Annotated in this window: 18 protein-coding genes; 15 read left to right on the top strand and 3 right to left on the bottom strand. The window is 62.9% G+C overall.

The annotated features are described in order from the left end of the window. Nucleotides 1-12: 12 nt before the first annotated feature. Genes hisG through Q1M04_RS09560 form a run of 11 tightly spaced genes read left to right on the top strand, consistent with a single transcriptional unit; the run spans nucleotide 13 to nucleotide 9,050 of the window. Nucleotides 13-1,584, top strand: coding sequence for an ATP phosphoribosyltransferase (gene hisG, locus Q1M04_RS09610; RefSeq protein ID WP_297998820.1), 1,572 nt, complete (start codon nucleotides 13-15; stop codon nucleotides 1,582-1,584). Beyond that, complete coding sequence (gene hisD, locus Q1M04_RS09605) at nucleotides 1,581-2,861, top strand: histidinol dehydrogenase (protein WP_297998818.1); 1,281 nt, start codon at nucleotides 1,581-1,583, stop codon at nucleotides 2,859-2,861. Before hisG ends, hisD begins: the two co-directional genes overlap by 4 nt. Before the next feature lie 13 nt (nucleotides 2,862-2,874). Beyond that, nucleotides 2,875-3,939: a histidinol-phosphate transaminase gene (gene hisC, locus Q1M04_RS09600; protein ID WP_297998816.1), complete on the top strand. Its 1,065-nt coding sequence runs from the start codon at nucleotides 2,875-2,877 to the stop codon at nucleotides 3,937-3,939. Nucleotides 3,940-3,952: 13 nt separating this feature from the next. After that, on the top strand, nucleotides 3,953-4,540 hold the full coding sequence (gene hisB / locus Q1M04_RS09595) for an imidazoleglycerol-phosphate dehydratase HisB (RefSeq protein ID WP_297998814.1): 588 nt from the start codon (nucleotides 3,953-3,955) through the stop codon (nucleotides 4,538-4,540). Next, nucleotides 4,540-5,151: an imidazole glycerol phosphate synthase subunit HisH gene (gene hisH / locus Q1M04_RS09590; RefSeq protein WP_297998812.1), complete on the top strand. Its 612-nt coding sequence runs from the start codon at nucleotides 4,540-4,542 to the stop codon at nucleotides 5,149-5,151. Before hisB ends, hisH begins: the two co-directional genes overlap by 1 nt. Nucleotides 5,152-5,165: 14 nt before the next feature. Further along, nucleotides 5,166-5,636, top strand: a complete 471-nt coding sequence (locus tag Q1M04_RS09585; protein WP_204789625.1) for a pyridoxamine 5'-phosphate oxidase family protein — start codon at nucleotides 5,166-5,168, stop codon at nucleotides 5,634-5,636. A gap of 15 nt (nucleotides 5,637-5,651) precedes the next feature. After that, complete coding sequence (hisA, locus tag Q1M04_RS09580; protein ID WP_204789624.1) at nucleotides 5,652-6,371, top strand: 1-(5-phosphoribosyl)-5-[(5-phosphoribosylamino)methylideneamino]imidazole-4-carboxamide isomerase; 720 nt, start codon at nucleotides 5,652-5,654, stop codon at nucleotides 6,369-6,371. Further along, the gene (hisF, locus tag Q1M04_RS09575; RefSeq protein ID WP_297998810.1) at nucleotides 6,365-7,120 is read left to right on the top strand and encodes an imidazole glycerol phosphate synthase subunit HisF; all 756 of its coding nucleotides are present in this window, start codon (nucleotides 6,365-6,367) and stop codon (nucleotides 7,118-7,120) included. Before hisA ends, hisF begins: the two co-directional genes overlap by 7 nt. 25 nt (nucleotides 7,121-7,145) lie before the next feature. Then, on the top strand, nucleotides 7,146-7,589 hold the full coding sequence (locus tag Q1M04_RS09570) for a hypothetical protein (RefSeq protein WP_204789622.1): 444 nt from the start codon (nucleotides 7,146-7,148) through the stop codon (nucleotides 7,587-7,589). Nucleotide 7,590: 1 nt separating this feature from the next. Further along, entirely contained in the window at nucleotides 7,591-8,226 is a 636-nt protein-coding gene (gene hisIE, locus Q1M04_RS09565; protein ID WP_295758005.1) for a bifunctional phosphoribosyl-AMP cyclohydrolase/phosphoribosyl-ATP diphosphatase HisIE, read from the top strand. After that, nucleotides 8,223-9,050, top strand: coding sequence for a histidinol-phosphatase HisJ family protein (locus Q1M04_RS09560; protein ID WP_297998808.1), 828 nt, complete (start codon nucleotides 8,223-8,225; stop codon nucleotides 9,048-9,050). Before hisIE ends, Q1M04_RS09560 begins: the two co-directional genes overlap by 4 nt. A gap of 214 nt (nucleotides 9,051-9,264) precedes the next feature. Here the strand turns inward: Q1M04_RS09560 and Q1M04_RS09555 are convergent, their stop codons facing one another. Continuing rightward, nucleotides 9,265-9,516 carry an AbrB/MazE/SpoVT family DNA-binding domain-containing protein gene (locus tag Q1M04_RS09555; RefSeq protein WP_204789619.1) on the bottom strand — a complete coding sequence of 84 codons (252 nt, stop codon included), beginning with the start codon at nucleotides 9,514-9,516 and terminating at the stop codon, nucleotides 9,265-9,267. A 148-nt stretch (nucleotides 9,517-9,664) separates the two neighbouring features. On the opposite strand from Q1M04_RS09555, the gene Q1M04_RS09550 reads away from it, so the two are divergent. Beyond that, on the top strand, nucleotides 9,665-10,246 hold the full coding sequence (locus tag Q1M04_RS09550) for a spore maturation protein A (RefSeq protein WP_204789618.1): 582 nt from the start codon (nucleotides 9,665-9,667) through the stop codon (nucleotides 10,244-10,246). Continuing rightward, nucleotides 10,243-10,764, top strand: coding sequence for a spore maturation protein (locus tag Q1M04_RS09545; protein WP_293280146.1), 522 nt, complete (start codon nucleotides 10,243-10,245; stop codon nucleotides 10,762-10,764). The genes Q1M04_RS09550 and Q1M04_RS09545 overlap by 4 nt, the downstream gene beginning before the upstream one ends. Before the next feature lie 110 nt (nucleotides 10,765-10,874). On the opposite strand, the gene Q1M04_RS09540 is transcribed toward Q1M04_RS09545, so the two are convergent. Beyond that, entirely contained in the window at nucleotides 10,875-11,771 is an 897-nt protein-coding gene (locus tag Q1M04_RS09540; protein WP_297998805.1) for a hypothetical protein, read from the bottom strand. Nucleotides 11,772-11,876: 105 nt separating this feature from the next. Here Q1M04_RS09540 and Q1M04_RS09535 point away from each other — a divergent pair, with 105 nt between their 5' ends. Beyond that, the gene (locus Q1M04_RS09535; RefSeq protein ID WP_297998803.1) at nucleotides 11,877-12,188 is read left to right on the top strand and encodes a hypothetical protein; all 312 of its coding nucleotides are present in this window, start codon (nucleotides 11,877-11,879) and stop codon (nucleotides 12,186-12,188) included. Nucleotides 12,189-12,467: 279 nt separating this feature from the next. On the opposite strand, the gene Q1M04_RS09530 is transcribed toward Q1M04_RS09535, so the two are convergent. Next, on the bottom strand, nucleotides 12,468-12,833 hold the full coding sequence (locus Q1M04_RS09530; RefSeq protein WP_297998801.1) for a MerR family transcriptional regulator: 366 nt from the start codon (nucleotides 12,831-12,833) through the stop codon (nucleotides 12,468-12,470). A 237-nt stretch (nucleotides 12,834-13,070) separates the two neighbouring features. Here Q1M04_RS09530 and Q1M04_RS09525 point away from each other — a divergent pair, with 237 nt between their 5' ends. Further along, nucleotides 13,071-13,664, top strand: coding sequence for a peptidase dimerization domain-containing protein (locus tag Q1M04_RS09525; RefSeq protein ID WP_297998799.1), 594 nt, complete (start codon nucleotides 13,071-13,073; stop codon nucleotides 13,662-13,664). The last annotated feature ends 161 nt before the right edge of the window (nucleotides 13,665-13,825 follow it).

The following is a 13,825-nucleotide window of genomic DNA, read 5'->3' as shown; positions in this document are numbered from 1 at the left end:
AGGAGGAACCCCATGGAATTGGATTTGAATATGCTGCGGCCCCAGGAGCGGCTGTCCCTCCGGCTCCGCCTGCTCTATGAGGAGGCGGGCTTCCGCCAGTACCGCATGGGCCGCTTTGAGGAGTACGGCCTCTACCAGCAGAACCGCCGCTTCCTGGCCTCGGATCAGGTGATCACCTTTACAGACCTGGACGGGCGGCTGCTGGCGCTGAAGCCGGACGTCACCCTCTCCATCGCCAAGAACGCCCAGTTTGAGGAAGGGGGCTGCGGGCGGTTCTATTACTCCGAAAACGTCTACCGCCCCAGCCAGGAGAGCCACACCTTCCAGGAGATCAGCCAGATGGGCCTGGAGTGCATCGGCGCGGTGGACGACAGCATCACCGCCCAGGCGGTGTCCCTGGCGGGGAAGAGCCTGGCCCTGACGGGCCGGGACTTCGTGCTGGAGGCCAGCCACATGGGCTTTGTGGCGGGGCTGCTGGACGCGGTGGGCGCGCCGGAGGCCGCCCGGCCCCGGCTGCTCAGCTGTATCCGGGACCGGAACCTCCACGAGCTGCGCTCCGCCGCGGAGGAAGCGGGCCTTTCCCGCCAGGGGACCGACGCCCTCTGCCGCCTGGACGCGCTGGCGGGAGACTGGGAGGCGGTGCTGGCCCAGGCGGAGCCTATCGCCCTCAACGCCGGAATGGGAGCGGCCCTGGCGGAGCTGCGGACCCTGTGCGCCGCCCTGGAGGCCCAGGGGCAGAGCCTGAGGCTGGACCTGTCCCTGGTGAACGACATGGAGTATTATAACGGCCTGGTGCTTCAAGGCTACGTGGCGGGCCTGCCCCGGGCGGTGCTCAAGGGCGGGCGCTACGACCCCCTGGCGGAGCAGTTCCGCCCCGGAGCCAAGGCGGTGGGCTTCGCCCTGTACCTGGACGAGCTGGAACGGCTGAGCGAAGCCGCCCCCCCGGAGGGGGAGAAAACCATGCTGAACATCGCCCTGCCCAAGGGCCGTCTGGGGGACAAGGTTTACAACCTCCTGGCGGGGGTGGGTTACGGCTGCCCCGAGGACTACAACGAGAGCCGGAAGCTGGTGGTGGAAAACCGGGAGGCGGGCATCCGCTACTTCCTGGTAAAGCCCAGCGACGTGGCCATCTACGTGGAGCACGGCGCGGCGGACGCCGGCATCGTGGGCAAGGACATCCTGGCCGAGTCCGGGGCGGACGTGTACGAGCTGCTGGACACGGGCCTTGGGAAGTGCCGCATGTGCGTGGCGGGGCCGGAGGACTTCACCGACGACCCGGGCCGGACCCTCCGGGTGGCGACGAAGTTCGTGAACATCGCGAAAGCCTACTACGCCGCCCAGGGCCGGGATATTGATATCATCAAGCTGAACGGCTCCATTGAGCTGGCCCCGCTTCTGGGCCTCAGCGACGTGATTGTGGACATCGTGGAGACGGGGACCACCCTGCGGGAGAACCATTTGAAGGTGCTGACGGAGTTTATGCCCATCTCCGCCCGGTTTGTGGCCAACCGGGCCGGCTTCCAGTTCAAGCGCCGGGAGATCGAAACTTTGCTGGCGAAGCTGACGGAGGTGACGGGGGCATGATGCGGATTCTGGATTTCGACAGCCTCTCGCCGGAGGAGTTTTTGAACCGGGACATCCAGGCGGAGGAGGATGTGTCCGCCGCCGTGGACGAAATCATCCGGGAGGTCCGCCGCCGGGGCGACGAGGCCCTGCGGGACTACACCCGCCGTTTTGACGGCGCGGAGATCCAGGACCTGTGGGTGAGCGCGGAGGAGTTCGACGCCGCCCGGAGAGCCGTGGACCCCTATTTTCTGGAGACGCTGAAGGAGGCGGCGGAAAACATCCGGCGCTTCCATGAGCGGCAGAGGCACAACGACTTCGTTCTCACGGACCGGAGCGGGATCGTCATGGGCCAGCGGTGGACGCCCATTGAACGGGTGGGCGTCTGCGTGCCCCGGAGCCCGGAGGCCTTTCCCTCCACCATTTTGATGAATGTCATTCCCGCCCAGATCGCCGGGGTGCAGGACATTGTCCTGGTAACGCCTCCCCGGCGGGATGGCAGCGTCAGCCCGGAGGCCCTGATGGCGGCGGAGCTGGCGGAGGTGACGGAGGTCTTCAAAATCGGCGGGGCCCAGGCGGTGGCGGCCCTGGCCTATGGGACGGAAACCGTGCCCCAGGTGGACAAGATCGTGGGCCCCGGCGGCGTGTTCGTGGCCACGGCGAAACGGAAGGTCTTCGGCCGGGTGGCCATCGACATGATTGCCGGGCCCAGCGAGATTCTGGTGCTGGCGGACGGGAAGTCGAACCCCAAATGGGTCGCGGCGGACCTGCTGAGCCAGGCGGAGCACGACGTGCTGTCCTCCGCCGTGCTGGTGACGGACAGCCGGGAGCTGGCAATAAGCGTACAGGCCGAGGTGGAGGCCCAGCTGGAGTCCCTGCCCCGGAAGGACATTGCCCGCCGGTCCATTGCGGACAACGGAAAAATCATCGTCACGGACAGCCTGGACAAGGCCGTGGAGGCGGCGAACCGCATTGCCCCGGAGCACCTGGAGCTCTGCGTGGACGAGCCCTTCGCCCTGCTGCCCCGGATCAAAAACGCCGGGAGCGTCTTCCTGGGCCGCTCCACGCCGGAGGCCCTGGGGGACTATTTCGCGGGGCCGAACCACACCCTGCCCACCTCCGGCACCGCCCGGTTTTCCAGCCCCCTGGGGGTGGACGACTTCATGAAGCGCTCCAGCTTCCTCAGCTATGACCAGGCGGCGCTGAACGCCTGCGGGGACAGGATTGCGGATTTCGCCCGGCGGGAGGGCCTGGAGGGGCACGCCCGTTCGGCGGAGAGCCGGAAAAAATCTGAATGAAAGCGGTGGTTTTATGAGCCGGTTTTTATCTCCCGAGGCCCTGCGCTGCGCCCCCTACACCCCCGGCGAGCAGCCCCGGGATCAAACATACATCAAGCTGAACACCAACGAGAGCCCCTTTCCGCCCTCGCCCAAGGTCCTGGAGGCCTTGAGCCGGGCGGAGGCGGAAAAGCTCTATCTCTACTCCGACCCCACCTGCGCCGCTCTGAACGCCGCCATTGCCCGGCGGTATGGCCTGTCCCCGGAAAACGTGATTTCCGGCAACGGTTCCGACGAGATTCTGGCCTTTGCCTTCCGGGCCTTCTGCGGGGAGGGGAAGGGAGCGGCCTTCGCCGACATTACCTACGGCTTTTATGAGGCTCAGGCGGCCCTGTTCGACCTGGAGGCCCGGCGGGTTCCCCTGCGGGAGGATTTTTCCTTGAATGTGGAGGACTACCTGGATTTCCCCGGCACGGTGGTCCTCGCCAACCCCAACGCCCCCACGGGTATGACGGTCCCGGTCTCCGATATCCGGCGGTTGCTGGAAAAGGACCCGGACCGGGTGGTCGTGGTGGACGAGGCGTATGTAGACTTCGGGGCGGAGAGCTGCGTGCCTCTGGTCCGGGAGTACGAAAACCTCCTGGTGACCCAAACCATGTCCAAGAGCCGCTCCCTGGCGGGGGGCCGGATTGGCTTTGCCCTGGGCTCTCCGGAGCTTATCGCGGATCTGAACCGGGTGAAGTACAGCTTCAACCCCTACAACGTCAATCGCTTGTCCCTGCTGGCGGGAGCCGCCGCCATGGAGGACGAGGACTATTTCCAATCCTGCTGCCGGGCCGTCCGGGAAAACCGGGCCTGGACCGCCGGGGCGCTGGAGGAGCGGGGCTTCACGGTTCTGCCCTCCTCCGCAAACTTTCTCTTCGCCAAATCGGGCCGCCTCCCCGGCGGGGAGCTGTACCGGAGATTAAAGGAAGCCGGCATTCTGGTCCGCTGGTTTGACAAGGACCGCATCCGGGACTTTGTCCGCGTCACCATCGGCTCCCGGGAGCAGATGGAGGCGCTGATAGAGCAAATCGACCGGCTGCCGGCCGGAGGATAAGGAGGGAAGCGCTATGCGCACCGCAAGCATTCAACGGGACACCCGGGAGACTCAAATCAGGCTCTCCTTGAACCTGGACGGCACAGGGAAGGCGGAAATTTCCACCGGCTGCGGCTTTCTGGACCACATGCTGGAGCTTTTCGCCCGGCACGGAGACTTCGACCTTTCCGTTGCCTGCCGCGGAGACACCCGGGTGGATTACCACCACTCCGTGGAGGACGTGGGCATCTGCCTGGGCAGGGCGTTTCAGGAGGCTTTGGGGGACAAGCGGGGCATTGTCCGCTACGGACAGTTTTTGCTTCCCATGGACGAGACTCTGGTTCTCTGCGCCTGTGACCTCAGCGGCCGGGATTACCTGGGCTGGGCGGTGGATCTGCCCGCCGCCAAGGTGGGGGACTTCGATACGGAGCTGGCTCAGGAGTTTTGGCTGGGCTTTGTGCGGAACTGCCCCGGCTCCCTCCACATCCGCCGGATGGCGGGGGAGAATACCCACCACATCCTGGAGGCCGTCTTCAAGGGCATGGGCCGGACGCTGAAAGGGGCCGTGTCCCTGGACCCCAAGCACATGGACGAGATTCCCAGCACGAAAGGGGTGCTGTGATGACCGCCATCGTGGACTACGGCGTGGGAAATCTCTTCTCCCTGCAATCCAGCCTCCGCTCCCTGGGGGTGGAAGCGGAGGTCACCGGCGAAGCGGAGCGCCTCCGGGCGGCGGACCGGATTATCCTGCCCGGCGTGGGGGCCTTTGGGGACGCCCGGGCCAAGCTGGATGAGACGGGGCTGGTTCCGGTTCTTCTGGAGGAGGCGGGACGCAAGCCCCTGCTTGGCATCTGCCTGGGGATGCAGCTCCTTTTTGACCGGGGCTTTGAGTACGGCGAGCACCCCGGCCTGGGCCTGGTCCCCGGCGAGGTGGCCTTTCTGGGGGAGGACCTGGCGGACAAGTCGCTGAAGGTCCCTCACATGGGCTGGAACAGCCTGGAAATTGTAAAAGACGACCCGCTGTTCAAGTATTTCGAGAATGGTGAATATGTTTACTATGTCCACAGCTTCTACGCCCGCGGCTGCCGGGAGAGCACCCTGGGGGCCTCCCGATACGGAAACGTGGCCGTCACTGGCGCGGTCCGCCGGGGGAACGTCTGGGGGACCCAGTTCCACCCGGAGAAGTCCGGAGACGCGGGGCTGCGGCTGCTGCGGGCCTTTGCCGAGCTGTGAAAGGGGGGAATGGTATGCGAAGAGCGGACCGGGAGGTTACGGATCCTGTAAAAATCCGGGAAATTATAACCTCTTGTGATTGCTGCCGCCTGGGGCTGTGTGACGGGGAACGGGCCTACGTGGTCCCCCTGGACTTCGGCCTGGAGGAGCGAGACGGGCGGTATGCCTTCTATTTCCACGGCGCGAAAGAGGGCCGGAAGATGGACCTTATCCGCCGGACCGGCTGGGCCGCCTTTGAAATGGACACGGGACACGAGTGGGTCATAAGCGAGCGGGCCCAGGAGACCACCTCCCGCTTCCGGTGCGTCATGGGCGGCGGCCCGGTGACGGTGCTGGAAACGGCGGAGGAAAAACGGGCGGGCCTCCTGGCCATTTTGGCCCATGTCACCGGGCGGGAGCAATGGGACATCGGCGCGGCGGCCCTGGAAAACACCCAGGTGTTCCGCCTGGACGCGGAGGAGCTGACCTGCAAGGTCCACCCGTGAGAAAGGAGCAAAACCATGCAGATTTTTCCAGCTATTGACCTCCGGGGCGGGCAGGTGGTCCGCCTCTGCCAGGGGGATTACGACCGGGAGACCGTCTACGGCACAGACCCCTGCGCCCAGGCCCGGGAATTCATTTCCGCCGGGGCCCGATACCTCCATGTGGTGGATTTGGACGGCGCCCGGGACGGGACCCTGGCCAACTTCGACAGCATCGCCGCCATCGCGAAGCAGGGCGGGCTGACCATCGAGGTGGGCGGCGGCATCCGCACGGAGGAGCGCGTCCGCCGGTATCTGGACCTGGGGGTGGGCCGCTGCATTTTGGGCACCATCGCCGTGAAGGACTTTGACTTTACCGCCCGCATGGCTCAAACCTATGGGGACCAAATTGCCGTCGGCGTGGACGCCCGGGACGGCTATGTGGCCGTCAACGGCTGGAAGGAACTTTCCCGGGAAAAGGGGGTGGACTTCTGCCGCCGCCTCCGGGACGCGGGGGTGCGGACCGTTATCTACACCGACATCAGCCGGGACGGCGCGGGCCGGGGGACCAACCTGGAGCTCTACGAGGAGCTGGTCCAAATCGAGGGCCTGGATGTCACCGCCTCCGGCGGCGTCGGCACCCTGGAGGAGCTGCGGCGGCTGGAGGAAATGGGAATCCGCGCGGCCATCCTGGGCAAGGCCCTGTACGACGGGCGGCTGGACCTGCGGACCGTCGTGGAGGAGGTGGGGGCGTGTTAGCCAAGCGGATCATCCCCTGCCTGGACGTGCGGGACGGACGGGTGGTGAAGGGGACCAACTTCGAGGGGCTCCGGGACATGGCGGACCCGGTGGAGCTGGCCCGGTTCTACAACGACTCCGGGGCCGACGAGCTGGTGTTCTATGACATCACCGCCTCCGCCGAGGGGCGGGGGCTGTTTACGGACATCCTCCGCCGGGTGGCCTCCGAGATCTTCATTCCCCTCACCGTGGGGGGCGGCATCCGGGGGCTGGAGGATTTCGACCGGGTGCTGAAATGCGGCGCGGACAAGGTCAGCGTCAACTCCGGGGCCATCGCGGACCCCTCCATCATCGCCGCGGCGGCGAAACGCTACGGGGACCAGTGCGTGGTCCTCAGCATGGACGTGAAGCGGGTGGACGGGACCTTCCGCCTCTTCGCCAAAGGGGGCCGGGAGGATACCGGCATCGACGCCATGGAATGGGCTGTCCGGGGCGTGGGAGACGGCGCGGGGGAAATCGTGCTGAACTCCATCGACACCGACGGGGTGAAGGGCGGCTTTGACCTGGAGATGCTGGACGCCCTGGCGGCCCGGGTGCATGTGCCCATCATCGCCAGCGGCGGGGCGGGGAGCAGGGAGCACTTCGCGGAGCTCTTCACCCATTCCGGCGTGGACGCGGGGCTGGCGGCTTCCATTTTTCACACAAAGCAAGTGGACATCAAGGACCTGAAACGCTTTCTCCGCGGCAGAGGCGTGGAGATGCGGCTATAAAAATTTGGGGAAGGAGCTTTATAAAATGGACAGTGAGATTCGCTGGTGGTTTCCAGGGTTCGAGGCGGGGCTGGCGGCCCTGCCGAAGGAGGAGCGGGGAACGCTGCTTCGCAGCTGTGCGGAAAACTGCCTTCAGATGGGGATGCTGGATTTTTACCGAGGGGTGCATGAGCGCACCGGTGGGGAGATTGACGCGTTTTTCCAGGCCCTGGGAGAGATGGGGGGCCTGGGTACGGAGATCGTACGGCCGGGGAAGGAGTTCTGGCTGATTTTCCACCAGTGCACCTGCTCCCTCCACACTCAGGGCTACATCAATTCCTGTCTGCTGTGCGAGTGCTCCCGTCAGAGCGTGCTGCACATTCTCCGGGAGCTGTGGCCGGAGCGGAGCTTTATTGTGGACCCGGAGGGCACCATTCTGAACGGCGCCCAGGACTGCCGGTTCCACATCATAGAGCGGGAGGAGGCGTGACTTGGATTTGAAGTTCGACGAGCGGGGCCTGATTCCCGCCATTGTCCAGGACCACTACACCAAGGAGGTCCTGACCCTGGCCTACATGAACGCCGAGAGCCTGGCCATCACCATTGACGAGCGGCGCACCTGTTTCTGGAGCCGGAGCCGCCGGGAGCTCTGGCGGAAGGGGGAGACCAGCGGGAACCGCCAGCATGTGGTCTCCATCACCGCCGACTGCGACGGCGACGCCCTGGTGGTGGAGGTGGTGAAGGACGGCCCCGCCTGCCACACCGGGGCGGAGAGCTGCTTTTTCAACGAGCTCTACCTCTCCGACGAGCTGAAGCGGTTCAGCTATGAGGGCCTGTACCGCCTCATTGCCGGGCGGAAGACCAGCCCCAAGGAGGGAAGCTACACCACCTATCTGTTTGAAAAGGGCTTGGATAAGATCCTCAAGAAGGTGGGAGAGGAGTGTACCGAGGTCATCATCGCCGGGCGGAAGGAGGACAGAGAGGAGACGGTCTATGAGATCGCCGATCTCTGCTACCATGTGATGGTGCTGATGGTCCAGATGGGCATTACCGTGGAGGATGTCACCCGGGAGCTGGAAAAGCGCCATGTGGTGGACCACAAGGTGAAGCAGGAACGGATGCAATGAGGGGGGCGTTCTGTTCGGTGCACACCCACTCCAGAATGTGCGACGGAAAGAACACCCTGGCGGAGATGGCCCGGGCGGCGTTTGAGGCCGGGGCGGTCTCCTTCGGGGCCTCGGGCCACAGCCACACGCCCCTGCCGGAGGACGAGGGCGAGGTCCTCCCGGCGGACATGACGGCCTACCGGGCGGAAGTCCTCCGCCTCCGGGAGGAATATGCCGGGCGGATGGACGTGCTGCTGGGCATTGAGCTGGATAACCTGGCCGATGTGACGGCGGAGGGCTTTGACTACTGGATCGGCAGCGCCCACCATATGCGGGATCGGGAGGGCGGCTGGCACGCGGTGGACTGGGACCGGGAGACGCTGGAGCGGTGCTTCCGGGAGGACTTTTCGGGTCGGTTCCGGATGATGGCGGAGTCTTATTATGACGAGGTCCGCCGCATGGCGGAGCGGAAGCCCGACATCCTGGGCCATGTGGACCTGATTGCCAAGTTCAACGAGGCCGGGCGCTTTTTCGATGAGACGGACCCCGCCTATCAAGCCGCCGCCTTGGAGGCCCTCCACGCCGCGGACCCAAAAGAGACGCTGCTGGAGATCAACACCGGGGCCATGTCCCGGGGCTATCGGAGCGTCCCCTATCCGGCCCTGTTTCTTTTAAAGGAATGGCGGGCCATGGGCGGAAAAATCATCCTCACCGCCGACGCACACAGCGCGGACGCCATCGTCTATGGCTACGCCCAGGCGGCGGAGCTTGGAAGGGCGGCGGGCTTTGCGCGCTCCGTGCTGCCGGTTCTGGCGGGCCGGGAGGAGCGGCCGCTGGATATTTGAGACAAGAAAACGACGCGAAACTGCCGTTTGGCGGTTTCCGCGTCGTTTTTGTGCGTTTAAACAAGGACTCCCCCCCGCCGTCTTCCACCACGGCGAGGAGAAAGTCCCTGTTGTGCTATTATGCGTTAGGTTTGGTCTTCCCCGCCCGGCGCATACCCGATGGGGCGGGTCGGAGTTTGTGCCCCGGCCCTGGTCCGCTGAAAAGGGCAACGCCTCAGGAGGCGTTCACACGGGACAGCTCCTTCATACATCTGGGGCAGACGCTCTTGCCTTTGAAGAGCGTAATGTCCTTGGTGGCGTCGCAAAAAATACAGCTGGGTTTGTACTTTTTGAGTATAACGGACGAGCCTTCCACATAGATTTCCAATGCGTCGCGCTCGGCGATGTCCAAGGTGCGCCGCATCTCAATGGGAAGCACAATCCTGCCCAACTCATCCACCTTTCTTACGATTCCAGTCGATTTCACAGCTCTCCTCCTTTCCCTATGTCCGCGGTATCTTCCAACAGGTGGTGTAACCTTATCACACATGTGTGGAGTTTGTCAATTCTTTCCTGGAAAAAATTAAGAAGATATTCATAATTTGGAGAAAAAAGTAATAATTTGGAGGGAAAATATGGAAATGGCATGGGTCTGGACAGGGATGGTCACGCTGTCATTAGCCTTTGGGCTCCTCACGGGGAACCTGGACGCGGTGGCGAACGCGGCGCTGGAGGGGGCCCGGTCCGCCGTGGAGCTGAGCCTGGCCATGGCGGGGGTGCTGTGCCTGTGGAGCGGCGTCATGGAGATCATGAACGCCTGCGGCCTCTCGGCGGGGCTGGCGCGGCTGTTCCGGCCTCTTCTGCGGAGGCTCCTGCCCAAAGCCAGCAGGGACCCGGAGACCCTGGCGGCGGTGTCCGCCAACGTCTCGGCGAATCTGCTGGGCTTGGGCAACGCCGCCACGCCCCTGGGAATACGGGCGGCCCGGAGGATGGCCAGGGGCTGCGGCGGCATAGCGAGCGACGAGCTGTGCCGTCTGGTGGTGCTGAACACCGCTTCCATTCAACTGATTCCGGCCACCATCGCCTCGGTCCGGGCCGCCGCCGGATGTGAAACGCCCTTCGACATCCTGCCGGCGGTGTGGCTGGCCTCCGTCCTGTCGGTGGCGGCGGGATTGACGGCGGAAAGGCTGCTGTCTCACGGGAGGCGGCGCGTATGAGCCTCAGCTCGCTGGTGATTCCCGTGCTGCTGGCCGGAGTAGCGGTATACGGCCTGGGCAAGCGGGTGGACGTGTATGCCGCCCTGACCCATGGGGCGGAGGAGGGCTTGTCCGTGCTGCTGCGCATCGTCCCGGCGCTGGTGGGCCTGCTGACGGCGGTGAGCATGTTCCGGGCCTCCGGGGCCATGGAGTGGCTGTCCGGGCTGTTCGCCCCGGCGCTGGACCTGCTGGGCATTCCGCCGGAGACCGCGCCGCTGATGCTGGTGCGGCCGGTGTCCGGGAACGGGGCCCTGGCGGTGGCCAGCGATCTGATGGCTGTCCACGGGCCGGACAGCTACGTGGGCCGGGTGGCGGCGGTGATGCTGGGCAGCACGGAGACCACCTTTTACACCATCGCGGTCTATTTCGGCTCCGCCGGGATTACCAAGACAAGGCACACCGTCCCCGCCGCCCTGGCGGCGGACCTGACGGGCTTCGCGGCGGCGGCGCTGGCGGTGCGGCTGTTTTTCGGGAGCTGAGGCCGGTGTTCTCTATTATTCATAATTATTCATAGGATGCCGTCAGGCGGGTGAAAGCCGCGGCGTGGACCGGAAACGGCGGAGGGCCCAGCCCTCCGCCGTTTCTGGCCTTATGACAGAATGTCCAGTTCTTTATAGTTGGCTGTCCGCTCAGCCACGGCCTCCCAGGAGGGACCGGAGCAGACGAATTCGTAATCGCTCCAAATGCGCTCCAGCTCCGCCTTGATCGGAGGGACCTCCTCCAGCTGCTCCGCGCCGGTGCGGACGTAGTAATCCGGCAGCAGGGCCCCCGTGATGATTCCCGTCTCCGGGGCTGGAGGCTCCTGCCCCTGGAGCCGAGCACAGGCCATGTCCAGAATCCCGCTGAGAAAGGCGTCTATTTCCAGATGAACGCCCATCATGCCGTTCAGGTCAAAGACTTGGAAGGGCATGCCGCCGGGGACGGCAATTTCACTCCCCATCCCCCAGAACGCCGGATCGTCCCCAAGCTCATAGAGCGCGCCGCTGAGGTCCTTTAGGCTGTTGAAAACATCTTCCGGCGGAGGAGCCTGGAAGGCGTTCAGTACAGTGTCCACAGCCCAGTCCAGCCGCGCCAAAGACCCGCAGCCGGGAAGAACGGACAGCCGGTTCCCCAGCTTTGCCAGCCGGGCCAGGGAAAGCAGCCCCCAGACTCGGACCCGGATATCCCCCAGGCCTTCCGCCTTTTCCTCCACTTGCGCGGGAATGTCGTTATAAAGGATATGCGTATCTTCCAGCTGCCCAATGCGGCTGGAGCAGTCGTCCGCAAGCTGCTCTCCTACCTTGTCATAAACCTCATCCCGGGCGCTGTAAATGGTGTCCGCCCGGTGGAGCCAGAGCTGCGCATGGTTCCGGTCCCCGCGGTCCATAGCGGCGGTTCCCAAGGCGTAGTAGGCCCTGCACAAGCCGGCCCAATCCCGCTTTTTTTGGCACTCCGCCAGCTGTTCCGCAGGGGCGGCGCCTCCCTTTTTTCCAAATAGCTTGAACATGTAAACCGCATCCTCCCGTATTTAATTAGCTGCCACAAATATAGTACCTTCAAGTCCGAAAGTCAAGGCTGCTTTTCGCCGGAAATAACCTGGGCAAGTTGTATATTGAAAATGGACAGTCGAACAAAGCGGTTTGAATCAAATTCATTATTTCCGAGCTTTGAGCTCGAAAATAATAACTTCCGGCATCGTATTACAGAGGAAACAATAGAGGCGGTATTTCGGTGGATTTTAGATGAGGCAGAGAGCGCGGGAGCGCTGTCCCTGGCGGAAGTGAACGCAGACCGGGAAGCGTATGGGAAGAAGCTGCTTGATGAGGGGGACGGACCTCCAAAGACTGGCGGAAAGAAGCGGGACAACACCTCGAAAAAGAAACTGGCGCGGCGGAAGAAAGCGGCGAAAGGGCAAAAACGGTGACGGTATCTACCACAGACCCGGAGTGTGGGCTGTTTCACAAAGGAGAGCATAAGCGGTGCTCTGCCTACGAATCTCACAGTGCCTGCGACAAGAACGGCTGTGTACTGGAGGCTGTGGTTACCCCCCCGGCAATGTCTACAACGGCGTGGCGTTTGATGATGTCTACAACAAATTGACCCAGGCCTTTCCCGAGGCAGAGACCGTGGTGGCAGACGCTGCCTGCAAGACCCCGCACATCTGCAGGAAAGTGTTTGATGATGGCCGGGTGCTGTCCACTGCTTACAAGCGTCCCATGACCCGAAAGGGCGGACATGCCAGTTTCTTTTCTGTCAACGCCAAAGCACTTTGTAAATTTGTCATTTGGTTATGGAGATCGTCAATGTATTCTTGCACCATGAAACGGCGTTGTAAAATTGTCTTTCCACCCTGCGTCAGCAATAGGATATACTCACGAATGGACCGGATAGGCACATTAGCCATGCGCAAGCACTGTACCATCTTTATCCACTCAATATCCGTATCAGAGTATTGCCTATATTTCTGCTCTGTTCTTTTAATCGCTGGAAGCAGCTGTTCCTTTTCATAGTAATGCAGGGTTGCTGTGGTAAGTCCTGTCATTTTTGCCGCCTCTTTTGCTGAGTACATCTCAAATCCGCCTTTCATCATTTAGGATAAACTATGAAGTGCGCTTCAAAGCACGATAAAATTATACCATCAGGGCAAAATTTTTTGAAGGGACAAAATGTGAATAAAGAGAAAAATCCCGACGCTACCAAAGCGCCGGGATTGTCAGCAGTCCGTTTCGTATTATGATTTTGTGGTCTTGTCCATATCAGGTACTCCTCCGGCCCGACCGGGCGTATTATCAACGCCGCTCCCGGCATGTATTTCCTGGGAGCCGACCTTATCGGTCTTCCCGCTCATGCGGGCAACGAGCCGGAAAAGGGCATTGACGCCGCAAAGATCATGTGCGACATGCTGTCCTCCCTCCGGCAGGGGCGGCTGGATGAGCTGACCACCGCTAATTTCCCCATTCTATCCACCAGCTCCCGCACCCGTAACGTGGTGTGTGACCACGCCTCTTTCCGGGGCGAGGCCCGCAGCCGGGAGTTCCGGTGCTTGGAGGAGTACGTGTCCTACTTCAAGGATCACTGCCTTCGCATGGCGGCGGAGAAGGGTGCGAAAATCTGCGTGGAAATCGAGGAAGTTTTCCGTCCCTTCCATATCGGCGAGGAACAGGAGGTCCTCCGCTTGGCTCGGCGAGCCTGCGGGGCTGTGGGACTGGAATGCCTGGTGGAGCCCGGAGGAGGCGGCATGGACGCAAATGTCTTTAATGCTAAAGGCATTTCCTCTGTGGGCGTCGCCACCGGATATTATAAAAACCATACAAAAGAAGAATACCTGGTGCTGGAAGACTTTTACCGCGCCGGTGAGCTGGCTGCGGCAATGATTCAACTCTATGGGGAGGCGGACTGAGGTTCCTTCCCCGCAGTCAAAACTGGGAAACACCGTCCGCCAGCCGTGTACTCTCTCCGCGGCGACCGGGGTTTCCAATATATACTGGCGAAAGCCAAACTTGGAGGTAACTCAAAATGGACAAGAACGCGAAGCACTATCCCCTGAATGTGACCATGCCC

The sequence above is a fragment of the uncultured Oscillibacter sp. genome (assembly GCF_950073225.1).
Classification (GTDB): domain Bacteria; phylum Bacillota; class Clostridia; order Oscillospirales; family Oscillospiraceae; genus Oscillibacter.
This window is presented reverse-complemented; position numbering and strand designations above follow the sequence as displayed.

Coding starts and splice junctions, on each gene's coding strand:
- Q1M04_RS09560 (WP_297998808.1), top strand. CDS start 8,223: ATGAGGGGGGCGTTCTGTTCGGTGCACACCCACTCCAGAATGTGCGAC.
- Q1M04_RS09540 (WP_297998805.1), bottom strand. CDS start 11,771: ATGTTCAAGCTATTTGGAAAAAAGGGAGGCGCCGCCCCTGCGGAACAG.
- Q1M04_RS09570 (WP_204789622.1), top strand. CDS start 7,146: ATGGACAGTGAGATTCGCTGGTGGTTTCCAGGGTTCGAGGCGGGGCTG.
- Q1M04_RS09545 (WP_293280146.1), top strand. CDS start 10,243: ATGAGCCTCAGCTCGCTGGTGATTCCCGTGCTGCTGGCCGGAGTAGCG.
- hisC (WP_297998816.1), top strand. CDS start 2,875: ATGAGCCGGTTTTTATCTCCCGAGGCCCTGCGCTGCGCCCCCTACACC.
- hisG (WP_297998820.1), top strand. CDS start 13: ATGGAATTGGATTTGAATATGCTGCGGCCCCAGGAGCGGCTGTCCCTC.
- Q1M04_RS09550 (WP_204789618.1), top strand. CDS start 9,665: ATGGAAATGGCATGGGTCTGGACAGGGATGGTCACGCTGTCATTAGCC.
- hisD (WP_297998818.1), top strand. CDS start 1,581: ATGATGCGGATTCTGGATTTCGACAGCCTCTCGCCGGAGGAGTTTTTG.
- hisB (WP_297998814.1), top strand. CDS start 3,953: ATGCGCACCGCAAGCATTCAACGGGACACCCGGGAGACTCAAATCAGG.
- Q1M04_RS09525 (WP_297998799.1), top strand. CDS start 13,071: ATGTATTTCCTGGGAGCCGACCTTATCGGTCTTCCCGCTCATGCGGGC.
- Q1M04_RS09530 (WP_297998801.1), bottom strand. CDS start 12,833: ATGTACTCAGCAAAAGAGGCGGCAAAAATGACAGGACTTACCACAGCA.
- hisH (WP_297998812.1), top strand. CDS start 4,540: ATGACCGCCATCGTGGACTACGGCGTGGGAAATCTCTTCTCCCTGCAA.
- hisA (WP_204789624.1), top strand. CDS start 5,652: ATGCAGATTTTTCCAGCTATTGACCTCCGGGGCGGGCAGGTGGTCCGC.
- Q1M04_RS09585 (WP_204789625.1), top strand. CDS start 5,166: ATGCGAAGAGCGGACCGGGAGGTTACGGATCCTGTAAAAATCCGGGAA.